Below are 18,678 nucleotides of genomic sequence, written 5' to 3' on the forward strand. Positions count from 1 at the left end.
GGGCCTTTGAGAGGCTTGAGCCGTATGCCGGGAAACTGGCACGTACGGTTCTTAGGGGGCGGAGGCACGGCGACGTGTCTTTGCTACCCGACTATCGCGGGGCTAGTGTGAGCTTATCGCAGGAACAAATGGAGCCTCATCCGAAGGCCGACGATTTGGATATCCCTCCGGGGATAGGGCCTGGGCATGGCGCGCAGATGTGCAAGCCTCCACGAAGGGGCGTGCTGGTGACTGTCCGCTGCCTGAAAAGCCGAGGTGTAAATCTAACCCCATCGGAAAGGCGAAAGATCAACCCCACTGTAGGCGAGCTGAAGATTTCCCGTGTCCATGACCGCGCTGAATTTCACTCTATCGCTGAAATCGTGAGTTTTAATGAGGAATTGGATGCGCATCTTCGCTATTTTCCTGCCAGGCTGATGTGCCTACTCAATCCAGAGATATTTTGGCTCGATGAACGGGGGATGTTGATCTATGGGATCGAACGGCTCGGCGGGATCGATGGCCCGCAAGTCTCATACTGGCAGACCTGGCAAGTCGCTTTTGGCAAAGTAGAGCCAGGGCCTCCGTTTTGATGTCTCGACTAGACTGTCCATTTAGCTCTTTTATGCCACTGACCTCAGTTCGATCACGTTTTTTGAGCGAGGAATGGGGGCTCCGCTTTCGCAGGCCACTAGAAACTCTGCCCACCGCGAAAGCGCCTCTCGGCGCTCCGGTATTTCTTCGCGTACGTCGTAGATACCTTCCATGCCCCTGAGTTTATGGTTCAGTGCGATTTCTGATATCGCATTGGAAATCCCCATGTTTCGCATGTGTCCCTTCGCTGTGCTGCGCGTGTCATGAGGTGTGAACCGGGTGATTGAGATATCGCCGCGTTCGAAGGCTCGGGTGATGGCCGCCCATAGCGTAGTTGGACCGACGTGAGTGTCGCCGCCGAGGTTGCGGCGACGCCTTTCTTGGCGCGCTGGGAGCAGATACTCCGACTCTCCAGACCACTCGATAAGCGCACGAAACCATTCCACCACCACCGGGACGAGCGGCACCATGAAACCGGACCTAGTTTTGACGTTTTCATCTGGCACCCACCAAAGTCCTCGATCAAGGAAGATGTGTTCCTTGCGTGCCTTCGCCAGCTCAACACCTCGCACACAGGTGGCCAGTAGGATCCTGAATGCCATAGCATTTTCCTCGCCGATGAATTCGACACCTGGTAACAGGGCACGCAGTTCCTCTTCAGTGAGCATTACCCGCTTGCGCACAGGTGGCCGCTTCCCCTTGAGAGCTGAAAGTCGAATTCCTGTGCAGGGGTTTGCCGCAATGATCCGCAGGCCGCAAGCATGGTCGAATAACTTAGAGCTCGAAGTGAGGATGCGCTTGGTAATGGTCCATGTGCGATTGCACTCGGTGAGCATCCCGACGATGTCTTGCGGCGCTACCCGAACAACCTGCCGATTCCCCAAGTGTGGAAGCACGACCTGGTCGTAATCGTAGTTGCGATATTTGATTGTGTTGGCTGCATAGGAGGCCGGCAGTAGGCACTTCTCGCGAAAGTCTGCCAATAGATCTTTCACACTCCAAGCCGCTTGCGCACGAGCCTTTTCTTCCTGTTTTTCGATAGCCGGATCTCGGCCTTCATCGACCGCCACCCGGATAGATCGCGCCTTTTCCCGAGCCGCAGATAATGACAGGTCCGGGTAGTTTCCCAGCGTGATCTCCCGGCGTTTCCCTTGCCCGATTCGATAGCGCAGGATCCATGTCGCGGTGCCTGCGGCTGAGAGGGTAAAGGTCAGCCCATCGCCATCAGATTTGGCGATTGCGTCGCCTTTGTTGATCCAGTTGCGGAGCTTGATGTCGTTGAGCAGGTGAGAAATTTTCGGCATTGGCTGTCCTCTGGGTAGCCAGCTTCCAGCAGCTAATCTAGCTACCCACCTAGCTACCCACTTTCATTGCGATGTAGGCCAGCATAGTGACATGCAGTGAGACGCAAACTCAAGCCTGTAGCGGGGTTTCGAGGAGTTGTAGATACGTGCCGCGCCGTAGTGAGACGCTAATTTAAATCGCAGGTGGCGATTTTCATGGGGACAATGCGGTGGTGAATCGGGGGCGGGCCCGGCACATCGCAGCGATGCGCCTCGGGCGACGGGCGTCATCTTACCGCATTCATGCCTGCGGCAGGCCGGACGATGCCACCTCCTGCCCATGCCCTTTCCAAAAGAAAAGGGGAACGCCTTTGCAGGTGTTCCCCTTCCTCCATCATTGCCGGCCCGCAATCCGGGCGGAGCAATCAGGTTCCAGCCATTACGCCGGCATCATCTGCGCATTCATCTGCGCCTTGTCACCCTTGTCACCCGCCTTGCGACGACGATAGGCCGCAAAGCCGATCAGGCCCAGGCCGCCGATCATCATGGCGGTGGTCGAAGCTTCCGGCACCGGTGCGATGCTGATGTTGCCAGCGAAGCTGCCGCCGGCCGAACCCAGCACGGTACCGGCGACCGACAGGGTGTACAGACCAGAGGTCAGGCCGTTGGTGCGCAGTGCGAAGGTTTGCAGGTCACCGCTGCTCATTTGGGAGCCGGTGTAGGTCCGGCCATTGCCGCTCAGGGTGAAGCTGTTGATGCCCACGCGCGAAAGGCCGTCCAGGGCGATCGACACCAGTGCCGAGGACACCGAGCCACCGGCGCCGCCGATGTTGAAGGTGAAGTTCTCCAGGAAGGTCTGGCCGGTCGTGCCATCGCCGAAGCGGGCGTTGAAGGTCGACGTGGCGTCAGTCCAGACCAGGGCACGGGTGCTTTCGATATCGGCTGCGCTGGCCGAGGAAGCCATGGCGACGAATGCGGACGCGACAAGGAAACTGCTCAACAGTTTTTTCATAACACACCTCTTTCCAGTTCGATTGATTGGTTGGTATTCGATGGGTACTTCGATTGGTATCTGATTGCGAAAGCACTGCAAGGGGGAAAAGCATTCCGACAGGTTTTATTGTTGATGTTGGCAAGGCCGGAATCGCGTCTCTCTTTGTGATTTTTGTTCAAGGAGACGGAGTGAGAATAATGGAAAAATACTAACGTTTGCAATAAATTATTACGTTTTTCCTGTAACTCCTGTTGCGATGTAGGAATTCAGGAAGTCGCTCTGGTAAAGGGTTTCCGACGATATCTGGGTTCTCGTGCGGCAATTTGTTTGGATGTGGAAACTAAGTTTTTACGGCAACACGGTCTCTCTCTCAGCGGGTGAAAAACAGGACAAAATTTGCGTCAGAAAAAGTGACGCATGAAAATATTCAGGAACTATTTACGGATTGGAAGCTCGGCAGTAGCGCCCAGCTCTACAAGAAAAAAATTCGCAAGCAGAGCAAGCTCATCAGCAGTGGGTGAGGAAAGGGATGAGGCGTATGCGTCAGCTTCAACGCCGGGGTGCTCTCCGCGGCCAGGCGTGGCTCGCAGCAGCAGGCAACTCAGGAGCAAAGGCAGGAGGAACCGAAGGAGGGAAATGCGGGCGCTGGCCGCCCTGGGGCAGGCCAGGCGACCAGCCTCAGGCGGGCAGGGAAGGGGCGCTACTTGAAACGATAGCTCACTGCCACGATGGCAGTGTCATCGGTGTGCCGGCGTACCAGCGGGCTGTCGCCCACCGCGTTGTCCAGCCACTTGCGGCGCAGGTGCAGGTTGAGGTGCCAGTCACCGGTCAAGGGGACATCGGCGGCCAGGCCGAGGGTGGGGCTGGTGGACGCACCGGCGCTGTATTGCCGCAGGCCGCTGGCAGCGGCTTCACTGGCGGAGACGCCGACGAAGTAATCGTTGTAGCTGCCGCTGCGATATTCCACGCCGACCTGCGGATAGAAGCTCACCGGGCCCACATCGATCTGGGCCGCATAGATGGCTTCGGCCAGGGTGCCGTGCGATTTGTTGAAGTCCCGGAAAACGTTGAGGAAGAAGCCGCCGATGGGCGTTTCCTGGTAGGTGCCGATACCCAGCGGAATCGGGTCCGAGCGGCGCTGTACGCCGCGCTTTGCATCGAAGCCGTCCAGGCTCACACGGCCGGCCAGTTCCAGGTAGCCGTAACCCATGCGCGCGGTCTTGACGCCAAAGGTGTCCAGGCGCGCAAAGAAGCGGCCGTAGTCGGCGTAGGCATAGGGCAGCACCTGGTTGTGGCGATGCGCATCGGGCCCGTTGCTGTCGACGCGGTAGACGCCTGCACCGAGGTCCCCGGTGAGGCGGTCCTGCAGTTGCAGGGGATCGTTCGTGCCAGTGGTGGGAGCGGTTTGCTGGGCCAGGGCCGGAAGGGCGCAGCAGGCCAGGGTGAGCGTGGCGAATATTGTTTTCATGATGGGCAGTGGAGTGGGAAGGCAAGCGGCATTGTAGCGGCCCGCCGGGCGGCTGCAAGCGCCGCCCACGAAAATGGCCTGCCGGGAAGGCAGGCCATGGCGGTCATGGGCTGTGCGTGCCGGGCGCCATGCGGCCGGCACGGCACAGTGCATCAGGACTGCTGCATCGGCGGGTAGTCGGTATAGCCTTCGGCGCCGCCGCCATAGAGCGTGGCCTGGTTGAACTCGGCCAGCGCTGCGCCGGCCTTGAAGCGTTCCACCAGGTCGGGGTTGGCGATCCACGGACGGCCGAAGGCCACCAGGTCGGCCAGGTTGCGATCGCGTGCCTTGACGGCCATCTCCAGGTCGTAGCCATTGTTGGCGATGTAGATGCCCTTGAAGAGGTCACGCAATACCTGCAGGTCAAAGCCGCCGTCGACTTCGCGCGGGCCGCCGGTGGCACCCTCCACCACGTGCAGGTAGACCAGCTTGTAGCGGTTGAGCTGCTCCACCACGTAGCTGAAGAGGGCCTTGGGATTGCTGTCGGCGATGTCGTTGGCCGGGCTGATGGGCGAGAGGCGGATACCCACGCGCTCGCTGGGGATCACCGAGGTCACCGCTTCCACCACTTCCAGCAGCAGGCGGGCACGGTTCTCGATGCTGCCGCCGTAGTTGTCGGTGCGCTGGTTGGTCTTGTCGCGCAGGAACTGGTCCAGCAGGTAGCCGTTGGCGGCGTGGATTTCCACGCCATCGAATCCTGCCTGCAGCGAGAGCTGCGCGGCGATCTTGTATTGCTCCACGATGGCGGGCAGTTCCGAAGCCTCCAGTGCACGTGGCTCGACAAAGGGCTTGAAGCCGCTCTCGGTGAAGGCATTGCCGTCCGGCTTGATGGCTGAGGGCGCTACCGGCAGTGCGTTGCCAGGCTGCAGGTCAGGGTGCGAGATGCGGCCCACGTGCCACAGTTGCAGGAAGATGCGGCCGCCCTTGGCATGCACGGCGTCGGTGATCTTTTTCCAGCCGGCCACGTGCGATTCGTTGTAGATGCCCGGGGTCCAGGCATAGCCCTTGCCCTGCGGCGAGATCTGGGTCGCCTCGGCGATGATCAGGCCGGCCCCGGCTCGTTGGGCATAGTATTCGGCCGCCAGTTCGGTAGGCACATCGCCCGCCTTGGCGCGGCTGCGGGTGAGCGGCGCCATGACGATGCGATTCTGCAATTGCACTGCCCCCAGTTGCACGGGCTTGAAGAGGTCACTGTGAAGGTGCGCATTGGCGTTGGTCATGCTGATCCTTTCTTGTTGGCATTGATTGGAATGAACTGCGTCGACCTTGCTACCGACCACGGCGGGTGCGGCCGTGTTCCGGAAAAAGATCCCTAGTCTATTCGGGAACGTACGACGCGGCAGGCGGTCGAGGTGGTCTTGCCGGGCAGCAATGCTCAGGGTGTGATCCGGTCCAGCCAAGGTCCCACGCGAGACCTGGCCTCCTCGCGCGCAGCGCGGTTGGCCTGGATCGACTGGCGCACGCGGCCCGGATCGTCGAAGTCATGCGTGGCGCCGGTATAGACGGTGACCATCGGCGGTGGCGCCTGGCGTACGGGAATTGCCTGGCGCAACACGCGCTGGCAGGTTGCCGGCGAAACTTCCTCGTCGGCGCTGCCCAGCAGGACCTGTACGGGTTTGTCCAGCTCAGGGTGGGAAGACAGCAGTGCCTGCTTGCCGCAGCCCGGATAGAACACCAGCGCGGCCGCGAAAGAGGGTGAATCGCCTGATGGCCTTGCCGCCTGGCGCTGCATCACGTTCAGTGCAGTGCTGGCGCCATTGGACCAGCCTTGCAGCATGATGCGGCGGACATCGACCTCGCTGCGCGTGGCCAGCCATTGCAGTGCGCCCTCGGCATCAAGCGGACGCACGGTCAGTTCATTGGTGGCCGCACGCTCGGGTGAGCCGTGCGTGTGGCGGCCAAAGCCATGGGCCACGCCGCGCGGGCCGAAGCTGTCCACCAGCAGGACCACGTAGCCGCGTGCCAGCCAGTAGCGCGTCCAGTCCAGATGGCGTGCGGAGAGCGTACCGGCATCGCAGGGGGAGGGAATGGCCGGGCCGACCTGCGTGCAGGTGCCATTGATGCGCGCAGAGTAGAGCCCGGCGCGGCCGTGCAGCAGGATGATGGCCGGATGCGGCCCGGCGCCGAAGGGATCGTAGAGATAGCCGGTCAGGGTGGTTTTGCCGTCAGATGAAGGAAAACGCACGGTCTGTGCGGGCGGCATCGGCGCGTCTTGCGCCATGGCCGCGTCCGGCAGGATCAGTGCGGCCCCGCCCAGCACCCGTAAAAAGATGAAAAAAAACCACCGCAGCACGAGGTGCTGCGGTGGTCTTCCTGCGTTCAGCCAGGTCTGCGGCAGGAGGGCGGTCATGGCATGGCCTGTTGCGTCCCCGAGCCGCAAGCCCATCAGCCGCGTGCCGCCTTGGCGCGCGCCTGGTTGAGCAGCCAGGTGGTCAGCAGCGGCACCGGGCGGCCGGTGGCACCCTTGGCCGCGCCGCTCTTCCAGGCGGTGCCGGCGATGTCCAGGTGGGCCCAGGTGTACTTGCGGGTGAAGCGTTCCAGGAAGCAGGCTGCCGTCACGCTGCCGCCGGGCTGGCCGCCGATGTTGGCGATGTCGGCGAAGTTGGACTTCAGCTGCTCCTGGTAGGCGTCCTGGATCGGCATGCGCCAGGCGGTGTCGCCGCTTTCCTTGCCGGCCGCCAGCAGGGCGTTGGCCAGCTGGTCGTGGGTGTCATCCTCGCGGGTGAACAGGCCCGTGTTGTGGTGGCCCAGGGCCACCACGCAGGCGCCGGTCAGGGTGGCGATATCGACCACGGCGGCCGGCTTGAAGCGCTCCACGTAGGTCAGCGCGTCGCACAGGATCAGGCGGCCTTCGGCGTCGGTATTGAGGACTTCGATGGTCTGGCCGGACATCGAGGTGACGATGTCGCCCGGCTTGGTGGCACGGCCCGAAGGCATGTTTTCGCAGGTCGGGATGACGCCGATGACGTTCAACTTCAGGCCCAGTTCGGCGATGGTACGGAAGGTGCCCAGCACCGAGGCGGCGCCGCACATGTCGTACTTCATCTCGTCCATGTTCAGGCCCGGCTTGAGCGAGATGCCGCCGGTGTCGAAGGTGATGCCCTTGCCCACCAGCACCACCGGCGCATCCTTGGCCTTGCCGCCCAGGTGCTTCAAGACGATGAACTTGGGCGGCTGGTCGCTGCCATTGGTGACCGACAGGAAGCTGCCCATCTTGAGCGCTTCGAGCTGCTTGCGTTCCAGCGCTTCCACGCCCAGCTTGAATTCCTTGGCCAGTTTCTTGGCGGTAGTGGCCAGGTAGGTCGGGGTGCAGACGTTGCCCGGCAGGTTGCCCAGTTCCTTGGTCAGGGCCATGCCGTTGGCCAGCGCCACGGCTTCGCCCAGGGCGGCCTTGGCGGCGGCGCCTTGTTCGGCGGCCACCAGCAGGGTGATCTTTTTGACGCCGGTGGGGGCCGGGTCTTTCTTGCTCTTCATCGTGTCGGAACGATAGGCGGCGTCACGGCCGGCCAGCACCACGGTGCGGATGGCCCAGTCCAGGCCACGACCCTTGATGCCATCGAAGGGCAGGGCCAGGGCGGCGTCGTCACAGCCCAGGGTGGCCAGTGCGCGCACCAGGCCGCCGCTGGCGGCGGCAAAGTTCTTGTCAGCGGCCTCGTCTTCGTTGCCCAGGCCCAGCAGCACGATGCGTTCGGCGGCGATGCCGGTGACGCCGCGCAGCAGCAGGGTCGAGCCAGGCTTGCCGGAAATGTCGCCCGACTTCAGCGCGGCGCTGATGGCGCCCAGCTTGTCGAGGGCACCGGCGGCCTTGGACAGCTTGCGGTTTTCATAGATGCCAACGACCAGTGCGCCGGTCTTTACGCCCGTCAAGGCGTTTTTTGCGTCCAATGTTTTTGTGCTAAAGTCCATCGTTCGTCCTTTATATGAATTACTTGGCGATTATAGAGCCCATTTCGTCGCGACGCGCGCATGAGTTCTCCCAGGTAAGCCAGCTTCGGACACGATGCCGGGCGCCGGACATCCGCGCAGGCCATCCGTTAATGACCCCGACACCAGAAACCAAGCCAGCCTTCCCATGATTTTCCAACGCGCCCTCAGACGCGAACTGACCAGCACCGCAGGTGGGGTCTTCACTACCCTGTTCACTATCACGCTGACGGTGATGCTCATCAAGATCCTCGGCCAGGCCGCGGGCGGCCAGGTGGCGTCGCAAGACGTGCTGGCCCTGATCGGCTTCCAGTCGCTGAACTACATGCCCATCATCCTGATCCTCACCGGCTTCATTTCGGTGCTGCTGGTGATGACACGCAGCTACCAGGATTCCGAAATCGTGGTCTGGTTCGCCTGCGGCATGTCGCTCACCCGCTGGATCGCCCCGGTACTGCGCTTCGGCTGGCCCATCGTGGCCCTGGTGGGCGTGCTGTCCTTCGTGGTTACGCCCTGGGCCAATGAACAGAGCAGCGAATACCGCAGCCGTTTCGAGCAGCGCGAGGACATTGCCCGCGTCTCCCCGGGCAAGTTCCAGGAGTCGGCGGCGGCCAACCGGATCTTTTTCGTCGAGGGTATTTCCGGCGATGCCTCCAAGGTACGCAACATCTTCGTCAACACCATCAATTCCGACGGCAAGAACAGCGTGGTGGTCGCCAAGGAAGGTGAAACCACGGTCGATGCCGATGGCGAGAAATTCGTGGTCATGAACAAGGGCCGCCGTTACGATGGCTCGCCCAGCCTGCCCGATTTCCAGATCGTCGATTTCGAGCGCTATGGCCTGCTCATCGGCAACCAGTCGCAGACCGCAGCCGGTGAGCGTTCGGCGCGCGCGCTGCAGATGGTCGAACTGCTGGCCAAGCAGGACGGCTTTGCCCGCGGCGAACTGCTCTGGCGCATCGCGCTGCCGCTCATGTCGCTGGCGCTCATGCTGCTGGCCATTCCGCTGTCCTTCGTGAACCCGCGCGCGGGCCGCTCGCTGGGGCTGCTGGTGGCCTTGCTGCTGTTCGTGGTGTACAGCAATACGGTCAGCGTGTTCCAGGCCTCGGTAGCGCAGCAGCGCATGAGCTTCATGATGGCCTGGTGGCCGGTGCACGTGATCGTGGCGCTGCTGGTGGTGGGCATGTTCGCCCTGCGCCTGAACATCAACCATCCCTACCACCCATCCCGGTTGTGGAGCCGCGTGCGCCGCGCCATGACGTTCCAGCGCGAGGCCTGAGATGAGAGTCATCCAACGTTACTTCACCTCCGAGATCACCCGCTCGGTGCTCTTTGCGCTGGCGGCCTTCCTGGCGCTGTTCGCCTTCTTCGAAATGATGGGCCAGCTGGAACAGGTCGGCCGCAATGGCTACAAGCTGCAGCAGGCGGTGTTCTATGTGCTCATGGGTTTGCCCGGCAATGTCTATGAACTCATGCCCACGGCGGTGCTGATCGGCACCATCTACACGCTATCGCAGCTGGCGGCACGCTCGGAATTCACCATCATGCGCGTCTCCAGCATGTCTACCGGCATGGCGGCCAAGGTGCTCTTGCGCATCGGTGTGGGCTTTGCGGTGCTCACCATCGTGTTTGGCGAACTGATCGCGCCCAAGGCTTCGGAATGGGCGGAAAAGCTCAAGCTGCAGGCGCAGGGGGCGTCGATGTCCTCGCAGTTCCGCTCGGGCATGTGGGCCAAGGACGTGATCAAGGACAAGGGGCTGGAAGGCAATGTCACCGGCAGCCGTTTCATCAACATCCAGACCGTGCAGCCGGATGGCCGCATCGAAGGTGTCAAGCTCTATGAGCTCGATACCGACTTCCACATGGCGCGCATGGTCACGGCCAAGGATGGCATGTACGAGGGCAACCACCAGTGGGTGCTCAACGAGGTGGTGCAGTCGGACTTTACCGGTGGCGGCAACCGCAAGATCACCGAACCGGTCAAGACCGTCAAGATCCCCCAGATGAAGCTGGTCTCGGAGGTGACACCGGAAATCCTGTCGGTGCTCTTCGCCGACCCGGACCGCATGTCGGCCTATGACCTGCTGGCCTATACCAAGCACCTGGAGGCCAACAACCAGCGCACCGACCGCTACGAGATCGCGTTCTGGAAGAAGATCGTCTATCCGCTGTCGATCTTCGTGATGCTGGCGCTGGCCTTGCCGTTTGCCTACCTGCATTTCCGCGCCGGGGGTGTGAGCCTCAAGATTTTCACCGGCATCATGATCGGCGTGTGCTTCCAGCTCATCAATAGCCTGTTCTCCCACCTGGGCCTGCTCAATACCTGGCCGGCCTTCATGACGGCGGCCTTGCCCAGCCTGCTGTTCATGGCGCTGGCCATCGGCGCGCTGTGGTGGGTGGAGCGGACCTGAGTCCGTCCCGTGATCTCGAATACTTAGCCTGAAAGACTGCTGCACATCATGAGCCAAGCCACCTCCCAAAGCCTGATCCTGTTCGCCCACGGCGCTCGCGACCCCGCCTGGGCGGCGCCTTTCGAGCGCCTGCGCGCCCTCACGCAGGCGGCCATGCCGGGGACCAGCGTGGAGCTGGCCTTCCTGGAGCTGATGCAGCCGGACCTGCCGAGCGTGGCGGCGCGGCAGATTGCCGCCGGCAGCCGGCGCGTGACCGTCATTCCGGTGTTCCTGGGGCAGGGCGGGCACGTGCGCCGTGACCTGCCGGAATTGCTGGAGCAACTGCGCCAGGCGCATCCGGGTGTGGAAGTGCGCACCGTCGCTGCGGTGGGCGAGGATGAGGCGGTGTTGCAGGCGATTGCCGCTTATTGCGTGGGGACGGTCAATAGCTGATCCTGCCATCGGCACTACTGGATACGACGATGGCCCGAAAAACGGGCCATCTGCTTTTTTGGGGGAGGGCTTGAGCCCTTCAGAACAGGCGGGCGCCGTTGGGTACGGCCTGGTCCGGCTTGAATAGCACTACCTCGCCCTGGGCATCCGGAAAGCCCAGCGTGAGCACTTCCGACATGAACTTGCCGATCTGGCGCGGCGGAAAATTCACGACCGCCGCCACCTGGCGACCGACCAGCTGCTCCAGCGTGTAGTGGGTGGTGATCTGGGCGCTGCTCTGGCGCACACCGATGCCCGGACCGAAATCGATCTTCAGTTTGAACGCAGGCTTGCGGGCTTCAGGGAAGGCATCGGCGGCGATGATGGTGCCGATGCGGATATCGACCTTGAGGAAGGCCTCGAAATCGATGGGATCGGCCGCAGGGGCCGCAGGGTCGTGGAGCAGGTGCATGGGCGTCAGTCCCGATCCGCCAGCGCCGGCCCGATCATCACCAGCACCGGCCCGCTGCAGGCCTGCAGCCCGGCTTCCAATCCTGCCAGTTGCAGATGGTAGATGTGCTGGTCAGGACGGCTGCAGTTCTCCACCACCACCACCGGCGTATCAGGCGCATGGCCTAGCGCCAGCAAGCGCTGTGCGGTGGCCGTGGCTTCGCGTCCGCCCATGTACTGGACCAGCGTATCGCCATTGGGCATACGGACTTCATCCGGCTCATCCACGCCCGTGCTGGAGGTGAAGAGCGAGACGCTGCGCGCAATCCCCCGGCGCGTGAGCGGCCGTTTGGCGGCCGAGGCGGCAGCCAGCGCGGCCGTAATGCCGGGGACGATTTCGTAAGGGATATGGTTGGCTTCGAGTGCCCGCATCTCTTCATCGGCACGGCCGAAGAGCATGGGGTCGCCGCCTTTCAAGCGCACCACGCGGCGATACTGCTGCGCGGCCTCGACCAGCTTCTGGTTGATGACCGGCTGGGCCGTGGAGCGCTGGCCGCTGCGCTTGCCGACCGACACCTGCACGGCTTGCGGGCACAGGGCCAGGATCTCTTCGGTAACCAGGGCGTCGTGCAGCACGATGTCGGCTTGCGCCAGCAGGCGTGCGGCGCGTACCGTCAACAGGTCAGCGGCCCCGGGGCCGGAGCCGATCAGCCACACCATGCCCGGGGTTTCCGGGCTGGGGGCGGGTGAATCGGAAGAAGGGGAAGTCGCTGCCTGTTGGGTGGCCATGGCCTGGTCGAAGAGACGATTGCGGATCGAAGGAAATTCAGTCGATCCGAATCATACCAGCGGCCACCGTCTGGTGGCTCACTTCGTCGATCAGGATGAAGGCGCCGGTGGCGCGGATGTCCTGGTAGGCATCGGCCGCGATGGGCTGCTGCACGTTCACGCTGATGCGGGCGATGTCGTTGAGCTTGAGCGTGTCGGCGGGACGGCGTTCCTGGGTGTTGATGTCCAGGAGCGTATCGACCTTGGCCACGCGCGCTGCCACCTGCTTGGTGGTGTGCTTGAGCCAGTACTTGCGGCGCAGGTCCAGCGGTTCTTCGGAGAGCCAGCACACATCGGCGTTGACGGTCTTCAGGATGGTGGAGGGCTGTGCCTCGGCTGCCAGCAGGTCGCCGCGCGAGATGTCCAGGTATTCGTCCAGCAGGAGGGTCACCGACTGGCCGGCCGTGGCCGATTCCAGCGAACCATCCAGGGTCTGGATATCCTTGACGGTAGCGCTCTGGCCGCTGGGCAGCACCACCAGCTTGTCACCCTTGGCCACCTTGCCGGCCTCGATGCGGCCCATGTAGCCACGGAAGTCATTGGCTTCATGACCGTTGTGGCGTGCCACCAGCTGCACCGGGAAACGGAAGGCCTCCTCGTGCGCATCTTCATACACCGACAGCGATTCGAGCAGCGTGATCAGCGTCGGACCCTGGTACCAGGGCATGCGCGCGCTGGCTTCCACCACATTGTCGCCGGCCAGGGCCGACAGCGGGATGGCGTGCACGTCCTTCAGGCCCAGTTGCTGCGCGAACTGCTGGTAAGCCCCGACGATGCGGTCGTAGACGGTCTGGTCATAATCCACCAGGTCCATCTTGTTGACGGCCACGATCACGTGCTGGATCTGCAGCAGGTGGGCGATGGTGGAGTGGCGCTTGGTCTGGGTCAGCAGTTCCACGCTGCCATCGTCGCCCAATTTCACCTTGGACACGTCCACCAGGATGATGACGGCGTCAGCAGTCGAGGCACCGGTGACCATGTTGCGGGTGTACTGCTCATGGCCCGGGGTGTCGGCGATGATGAACTTGCGCTTGGGCGTGGCGAAGTAGCGATAGGCCACGTCGATGGTGATGCCTTGCTCGCGCTCGGCTTCCAGGCCATCGGTGAGCAGCGACAGGTCCACGGTATCGCCCACGGTGCGCTTGTGCTTGGCGCGCGAGATGGCGTCGAGCTGGTCGGCGAAGATGCCCTTGCTGTCGAACAGCAGGCGGCCGATCAGGGTGCTCTTGCCATCGTCCACGGAACCGGCGGTGATGAAGCGCAGCAGGCCGCGTTCGTGCGATTGTGCGGAGGCCTGGGCCAGTTGTGCTTGGGTTGCGGCGGCGTTCATCAGAAATATCCTTCCTTCTTGCGTTTTTCCATCGAGGCTTCGGACGTCTGGTCGTCCATGCGGGTCGCGCCGCGCTCGGTAATCTGGGTCACTGCGGTCTCGGCGATGATGGCTTCCACGGAAGCGGCATCGGAAGACACCGGGCAGGTGCAGGAAATGTCGCCCACGGTACGGAAGCGGACGACCTGCTTTTCCACGGTCTCGCCTTCGCGGGCCGGGGTGAGGTCGGTCAGCGGCACCAGGAGGCCATTGCGCGGGATCACCTCGCGCTCATGGGCGAAGTAGATCGAGGGCAGGGCCAGCTTTTCGCGGGCGATGTACTGCCACACATCCAGTTCGGTCCAGTTCGAGATGGGGAAGACGCGCATGTTCTCGCCCGGATGCACGCGGGTGTTATACAGGTCCCACAGCTCGGGGCGCTGGGCCTTGGGATTCCATTGGCCGAACTCGTCGCGGAAGGAGAAGATGCGTTCCTTGGCGCGGGCCTTTTCTTCGTCGCGGCGCGCGCCGCCGATACAGGCGTCGAACTTGAATTCCTCGATGGTTTCCAGCAGCGTCACGGCTTGCGCGGCATTGCGCGAATCGGTTTGCGGATTGCGCAGGCGCACGGTGCCACGCTTGATCGAATCTTCCACCGAACGCACCACCAGGCGCTCGCCCAGTTCGGCGGCGCGGCGATCACGGAATTCGATGACTTCCGGGAAGTTGTGGCCGGTGTCGATGTGCACCAGCGGGAAGGGGAACTTGCCGGGGCGGAAGGCCTTCTCGGCGATGCGCAGCAGCACCACCGAGTCCTTGCCGCCGGAGAACAGCAGCGCCGGGTTGCTGCACTCGGCAGCGACCTCGCGCATGATGTGGATGGCTTCCGATTCCAGCCAGTCGAGGTGACGGTTGCTGGCGTTGTCCAAAAAGAGGGTGTCTACCGCAGTGTTCATGCCGGACCTTCCGATGCTTTGCTTGTTGTTGCCTTGATTGAATTCTGGTTCAGCTCGCCGCATGCGCCTTGATGCGCACCAGCTTGCCGTCGACCACGTGCAGGCCGCATTCCTTGGAGTCGGGGTTCTCCCACCACCAGCGGCCGGCGCGGATGTCTTCACCTGGCTGGATGGCCCGGGTACAGGGCTCGCAGCCGATGGACGGGTAACCCTGGTCGTGCAGCGGGTTGTAGGGCACGTCATTGGCGCGAATGTAGTCCCAGACGTCCTGTTCGGACCAGTCGGCCAGGGGGTTGAACTTCTCCATGCCGTGGGCTTCGTCACGTTCCTGCACGTGCAGCTCGGCCCGCGTGACCGATTGTGCGCGGCGCTGGCCGGTCACCCACGAGGCCTTGCCCTGCAGGGCGCGATTGAGCGGCTCCATCTTGCGGATGTGGCAGCACTCCTTGCGCAGTTCCACGCTGTCGTAGAAGGCGTTGGCGCCATTCTTCTGCACGTAAGCCTCGACCGCCTCAGGCTGGGGACGGTAGGGAGCGACGTCGTAATCGTAGGTCTCGCGGATGCGGTCGATCATGCCGACGGTTTCCTTGTGCAGGCGACCGGTTTCCAGTGTGAAGATGCTGATGCGATCCTGCAGCTTGCCGCGCAGGATCAGGTCGGTCAGCACCATGTCCTCCGCGGCCAGGCTGGAGGCCAGCGCCGCCGGGGCGTACTCGGCGGCGATGCGTTCCAGGGTGGCCTGGGTCTTGGCGATGAGTTCTTGCAAGCCTGGGTTGGCCATGGGCTGTCCTTCCTTCTTCACAATGGCCGTTCAGTCAGCGGCCTGCACGGTGTCGCGCTTGACGCGGCGGAACAGCGGGTTCTTCTCATCCCAGGAGGTCTGGTACTTCTCGGAGAAGTCGGTCAGGCCCTTGACGGCATCGTGGATGTTCTTGTCGGCACGCACGGCGAAGGCGTCAAAGCCCACGCGCTGCATGTAGAACAGCTGGTCGCGCAGCACGTCGCCGATGGCGCGCAGCTCACCGGTATAGCCCAGGCGGGCACGCAGGTTGTAGGCGATGGAATAGCCACGGCCATCGGCGAACTTGGGGAAGTCCACGGCGACGACCTTGAAGCTGTCCAACTGGCCCTTCAGTTCTTCCGGACGTTCATCGCTGGCCAGCCACACGCCGATCTCGGCGCGCGACTTCAGGGCCTCGCCCTGTGCCTGCCACACCTTCAGCGGCACGATCACGCGGCCTTGCGGCACGCTCACGGTCTCTGCGGTCTCGCCTTCAGCCAGGCGCAGGACGGTCCAGTCGTCGCTCACGACGGTCTTGTTCTTGATGATTTCAGGCATTTGCGTCTTCTCCTGCGACATACTCGGCCGAACGGATCGGCGTTGCGTAAACGAATTCCTTGAACGGGGTCACACCGATGCGGCGCACGGTGTCGATGAAGCGTTCTTCCTCGGTGCGCTGCTTGACATACACCTGCAGCAGGCGGTCGATCACGGTGGGCATCTGGGTGGCCGAGAACGAGGGGCCGATGATCTTGCCGATCGAAGACTCGTTACCTTGGGCGCCGCCCAGCGACACCTGGTACCACTCGGAACCATCCTTGTCCACGCCCAGGATGCCGATGTTGCCCACGTGATGGTGGCCGCAGGCGTTGATGCAACCGGAGATGTTCAGTTCGATGTCGCCGATGTCATGCTGGAAGTCGATGTTCTCGAACTTCTCGGCGATGGCCTGGGCGATCGGGATCGACTTGGCATTGGCCAGCGAGCAGAAGTCACCGCCGGGGCAGCAGATGATGTCGGTCAAGAGGCCAATGTTGGGCGTAGCCAGGCCATGCGACTTGGCAGCCTTCCACAGCGCATACAGTTCGGATTGCTTGACGTCGGCCAGCACCAGGTTCTGTTCGTGGGTCACGCGCAGTTCGCCGAAGCTGTACTGGTCGGCCAGGTCGGCCACGAAGTTCATCTGGTCGGCGGTGATGTCGCCCGGCGGCACGCCCGGCTTCTTCAGCGACAACAGCACGGCTGCATAGCCGGCCTTCTTGTGCGCCTTGACGTTGCGCTTGATCCAGTTGGCGAAACCACGGTCTTCAGCCTTCAGGCGTTCATATTCCGCATCCACGGCCGGCAGGGTTTCGTAGGCCGGATCGGTGAAGAACTTGGCCACGCGCTGCAGTTCTTCTTCGGTCAGGGTGGAGGGGCCATCCTTGATGTCGGCCCATTCGGCTTCGACCTGGCGCGCGAACTCCTCGGGGCCGATGGCCTTGACCAGGATCTTGATGCGCGCCTTGTACATGTTGTCGCGGCGGCCGTGCTGGTTGTACACACGCAGGATCGCTTCCAGGTAGGACATGGCGTGCTTCCAGGGCAGGAAGTCACGGATCACGCTGCCCAGGATCGGGGTGCGGCCCATGCCGCCACCGACCAGCACACGGAAGCCGACTTCGCCAGCCTCGTTCTTGATGACATGCAGGCCGATGTCGTGCACGGCAGTGGCGGCACGGTCTTCGGCAGCGCCGCTGATGGCGATCTTGAACTTGCGTGGCAGGTAGGCGAACTCGGGGTGGAAGGTGCTCCACTCGCGGATCAGTTCGGCATAGGGACGCGGATCGACGATTTCATCGGCGGCCACGCCGGCCAGTTCGTCCGAGGTGGTATTGCGGATGCAGTTGCCGGAGGTCTGGATGGCGTGCATTTCCACTCTGGCCAGCTGTTCCAGGATTTCGGGCGATTCTTCCAGCTTGATCCAGTTGAACTGGATGTTCTGGCGGGTGGTGAAGTGACCGTAGCCGCGGTCATACTTGACGGCGATCTCGGCGAACTTGCGCAGTTGATTGGAGGCCAGCATGCCGTAGGGAATGGCGATGCGCAGCATGTAGGCATGGCGTTGCAGGTAGAGCCCGTTCTGCAGGCGCAGGATACGGAATTCGTCTTCGGCCAGTTCATCCGACAGGCGCCGACGCACCTGGTCCCGGTATTGTGCGACTCGCTCTTTGACGATCAGGTGATCGTATTGGTCATAGCGGTACATCTTGTCTTCCCTGTTAACGTCTTATGGGCGCCCGGATCAGGGTGCGCCCGATTGAAAATGAGCCTACCAAATCAGCTTGACTGCAACGCTCGTCAGCGTAATGGCCAGCAGGCCGCGCAAGAATTTCTCCGGCACCGCTCGCGCTGCGAGCGATCCGATGGTGATGCCCGGGACCGAACCCAGCAACAAGGTCGCCAGCAGTTCCCAGTTGATCGAACCCAGCCACCAGTGGCCCAGTGCTGCAATGGCCGTCAGCGGTACGGCATAGGCGATGTCGGTGCCTGCAATTTCCGCCGGAGACAGGCGAGGATACAGCAACACGAGCAGGGTGGCGCCCACGGCACCGGCACCGATGGAAGAAATGGTCACCAGCGTGCCCAGCAGGGCACCTGCGGCGATGGTGGCGTTGGACAGCGTGGCACCTTGCAGCTGGCGCTGCGGATGGGCATTGAGCCAGGCTTGCATGCGCGCGCGAAACAGCAGGGCTATCACGGTCAGGAACACCGAGATCGCAATCGAATAGCGGATGGTCAGGGCAATGCCGTCGCTGACGGCACCGAAATGCTTGAGCAGCAGCGTGGTCACGAGTGCAGCGGGCAGGGCGCCGTAAGACAGGCGGCGCACCACGTCCCAGCGTACCGTGCCCTTGAAGCGATGGGCCAGGGTGCCGGCGGTCTTGGTGGCAGAGGCGAACGCCAGGTCGGTGCCCACGGCCACCGAGGGATGAATGCCGAACAGCAAGGTCAACAGCGGTGTCATGAGCGAGCCGCCACCGACCCCGGTCAGTCCGACCAGCAGTCCTACGGCAAATCCGCTTACTACATAAGAAACAGTCATAACACCTCGCCCATTAGTCTGCGAATCGTAATAAACTTATGTTTCAAACCAAACTACATAGTATTTATTTGCTTATATACGCCTTTGGCATATGGAAATGCGCCAAACGAGGCAGGTAAGGCCAGTGAGGCCGGCAAGGCAGGCGCGGGACGCCGCCGTACCATGT

At 62.5% G+C, this 18,678-nt stretch carries 18 protein-coding genes; 4 read left to right on the plus strand and 14 right to left on the minus strand.

The annotated features are described in order from the left end of the window. The coding region (locus CEJ45_RS25015; protein ID WP_206601729.1) for a hypothetical protein at positions 1–572 on the plus strand (572 nt) is incomplete at its 5' end. Positions 573–602: 30 nt separating this feature from the next. On the opposite strand, the gene CEJ45_RS00015 is transcribed toward CEJ45_RS25015, so the two are convergent. From CEJ45_RS00015 to CEJ45_RS00040, 6 genes are all read right to left on the minus strand, one after another. Continuing rightward, the gene (locus CEJ45_RS00015; protein ID WP_088753242.1) at positions 603–1,877 is read right to left on the minus strand and encodes a tyrosine-type recombinase/integrase; all 1,275 of its coding nucleotides are present in this window, start codon (positions 1,875–1,877) and stop codon (positions 603–605) included. Between the two features lie 418 nt (positions 1,878–2,295). Continuing rightward, a complete protein-coding gene (locus CEJ45_RS00020; RefSeq protein ID WP_088753243.1) occupies positions 2,296–2,868 on the minus strand; it encodes an FxDxF family PEP-CTERM protein in 573 nt (190 codons plus the stop codon). 682 nt (positions 2,869–3,550) lie between these two features. Further along, complete coding sequence (locus CEJ45_RS00025; RefSeq protein WP_088753611.1) at positions 3,551–4,318, minus strand: MipA/OmpV family protein; 768 nt, start codon at positions 4,316–4,318, stop codon at positions 3,551–3,553. 152 nt (positions 4,319–4,470) lie between these two features. Further along, positions 4,471–5,577 carry an alkene reductase gene (locus tag CEJ45_RS00030; protein WP_088753244.1) on the minus strand — a complete coding sequence of 369 codons (1,107 nt, stop codon included), beginning with the start codon at positions 5,575–5,577 and terminating at the stop codon, positions 4,471–4,473. A gap of 155 nt (positions 5,578–5,732) precedes the next feature. Further along, a complete protein-coding gene (locus tag CEJ45_RS00035; RefSeq protein WP_187697612.1) occupies positions 5,733–6,707 on the minus strand; it encodes a dienelactone hydrolase family protein in 975 nt (324 codons plus the stop codon). Positions 6,708–6,742: 35 nt separating this feature from the next. Beyond that, positions 6,743–8,263: a leucyl aminopeptidase gene (locus CEJ45_RS00040; protein ID WP_088753245.1), complete on the minus strand. Its 1,521-nt coding sequence runs from the start codon at positions 8,261–8,263 to the stop codon at positions 6,743–6,745. Between the two features lie 166 nt (positions 8,264–8,429). Here CEJ45_RS00040 and lptF point away from each other — a divergent pair, with 166 nt between their 5' ends. The 3 genes from lptF to CEJ45_RS00055 are packed head-to-tail and all read left to right on the plus strand — an operon-like array spanning position 8,430 to position 11,124. After that, on the plus strand, positions 8,430–9,560 hold the full coding sequence (gene lptF, locus CEJ45_RS00045; protein ID WP_088753246.1) for an LPS export ABC transporter permease LptF: 1,131 nt from the start codon (positions 8,430–8,432) through the stop codon (positions 9,558–9,560). Position 9,561: 1 nt separating this feature from the next. Then, a complete protein-coding gene (lptG, locus tag CEJ45_RS00050) occupies positions 9,562–10,692 on the plus strand; it encodes an LPS export ABC transporter permease LptG (protein WP_088753247.1) in 1,131 nt (376 codons plus the stop codon). Positions 10,693–10,740: 48 nt separating this feature from the next. Then, entirely contained in the window at positions 10,741–11,124 is a 384-nt protein-coding gene (locus CEJ45_RS00055; protein WP_167386274.1) for a sirohydrochlorin chelatase, read from the plus strand. A gap of 79 nt (positions 11,125–11,203) precedes the next feature. Here the strand turns inward: CEJ45_RS00055 and CEJ45_RS00060 are convergent, their stop codons facing one another. From CEJ45_RS00060 to CEJ45_RS00095, 8 genes are all read right to left on the minus strand, one after another. Further along, complete coding sequence (locus CEJ45_RS00060) at positions 11,204–11,575, minus strand: tRNA-binding protein (protein WP_088753249.1); 372 nt, start codon at positions 11,573–11,575, stop codon at positions 11,204–11,206. 5 nt (positions 11,576–11,580) lie between these two features. Then, on the minus strand, positions 11,581–12,342 hold the full coding sequence (gene cobA / locus CEJ45_RS00065) for a uroporphyrinogen-III C-methyltransferase (protein ID WP_088753250.1): 762 nt from the start codon (positions 12,340–12,342) through the stop codon (positions 11,581–11,583). A gap of 37 nt (positions 12,343–12,379) precedes the next feature. Next, complete coding sequence (locus CEJ45_RS00070; RefSeq protein ID WP_088753251.1) at positions 12,380–13,711, minus strand: sulfate adenylyltransferase subunit 1; 1,332 nt, start codon at positions 13,709–13,711, stop codon at positions 12,380–12,382. Further along, positions 13,711–14,646, minus strand: coding sequence for a sulfate adenylyltransferase subunit CysD (cysD, locus tag CEJ45_RS00075; RefSeq protein ID WP_034335061.1), 936 nt, complete (start codon positions 14,644–14,646; stop codon positions 13,711–13,713). The genes CEJ45_RS00070 and cysD overlap by 1 nt, the downstream gene beginning before the upstream one ends. A gap of 49 nt (positions 14,647–14,695) precedes the next feature. Continuing rightward, a complete protein-coding gene (locus CEJ45_RS00080) occupies positions 14,696–15,427 on the minus strand; it encodes a phosphoadenylyl-sulfate reductase (protein ID WP_088753252.1) in 732 nt (243 codons plus the stop codon). Positions 15,428–15,457: 30 nt separating this feature from the next. Then, positions 15,458–15,985 carry a DUF934 domain-containing protein gene (locus tag CEJ45_RS00085; RefSeq protein ID WP_088753613.1) on the minus strand — a complete coding sequence of 176 codons (528 nt, stop codon included), beginning with the start codon at positions 15,983–15,985 and terminating at the stop codon, positions 15,458–15,460. Continuing rightward, positions 15,978–17,675, minus strand: a complete 1,698-nt coding sequence (locus CEJ45_RS00090) for a nitrite/sulfite reductase (RefSeq protein ID WP_088753253.1) — start codon at positions 17,673–17,675, stop codon at positions 15,978–15,980. The genes CEJ45_RS00085 and CEJ45_RS00090 overlap by 8 nt, the downstream gene beginning before the upstream one ends. 63 nt (positions 17,676–17,738) lie before the next feature. Beyond that, a complete protein-coding gene (locus CEJ45_RS00095) occupies positions 17,739–18,512 on the minus strand; it encodes a sulfite exporter TauE/SafE family protein (RefSeq protein WP_088753254.1) in 774 nt (257 codons plus the stop codon). Between the last annotated feature and the right edge of the window lie 166 nt (positions 18,513–18,678).

The sequence above is a fragment of the Herbaspirillum aquaticum genome (assembly GCF_002213425.1).
Lineage (GTDB): Bacteria > Pseudomonadota > Gammaproteobacteria > Burkholderiales > Burkholderiaceae_D > Herbaspirillum > Herbaspirillum aquaticum.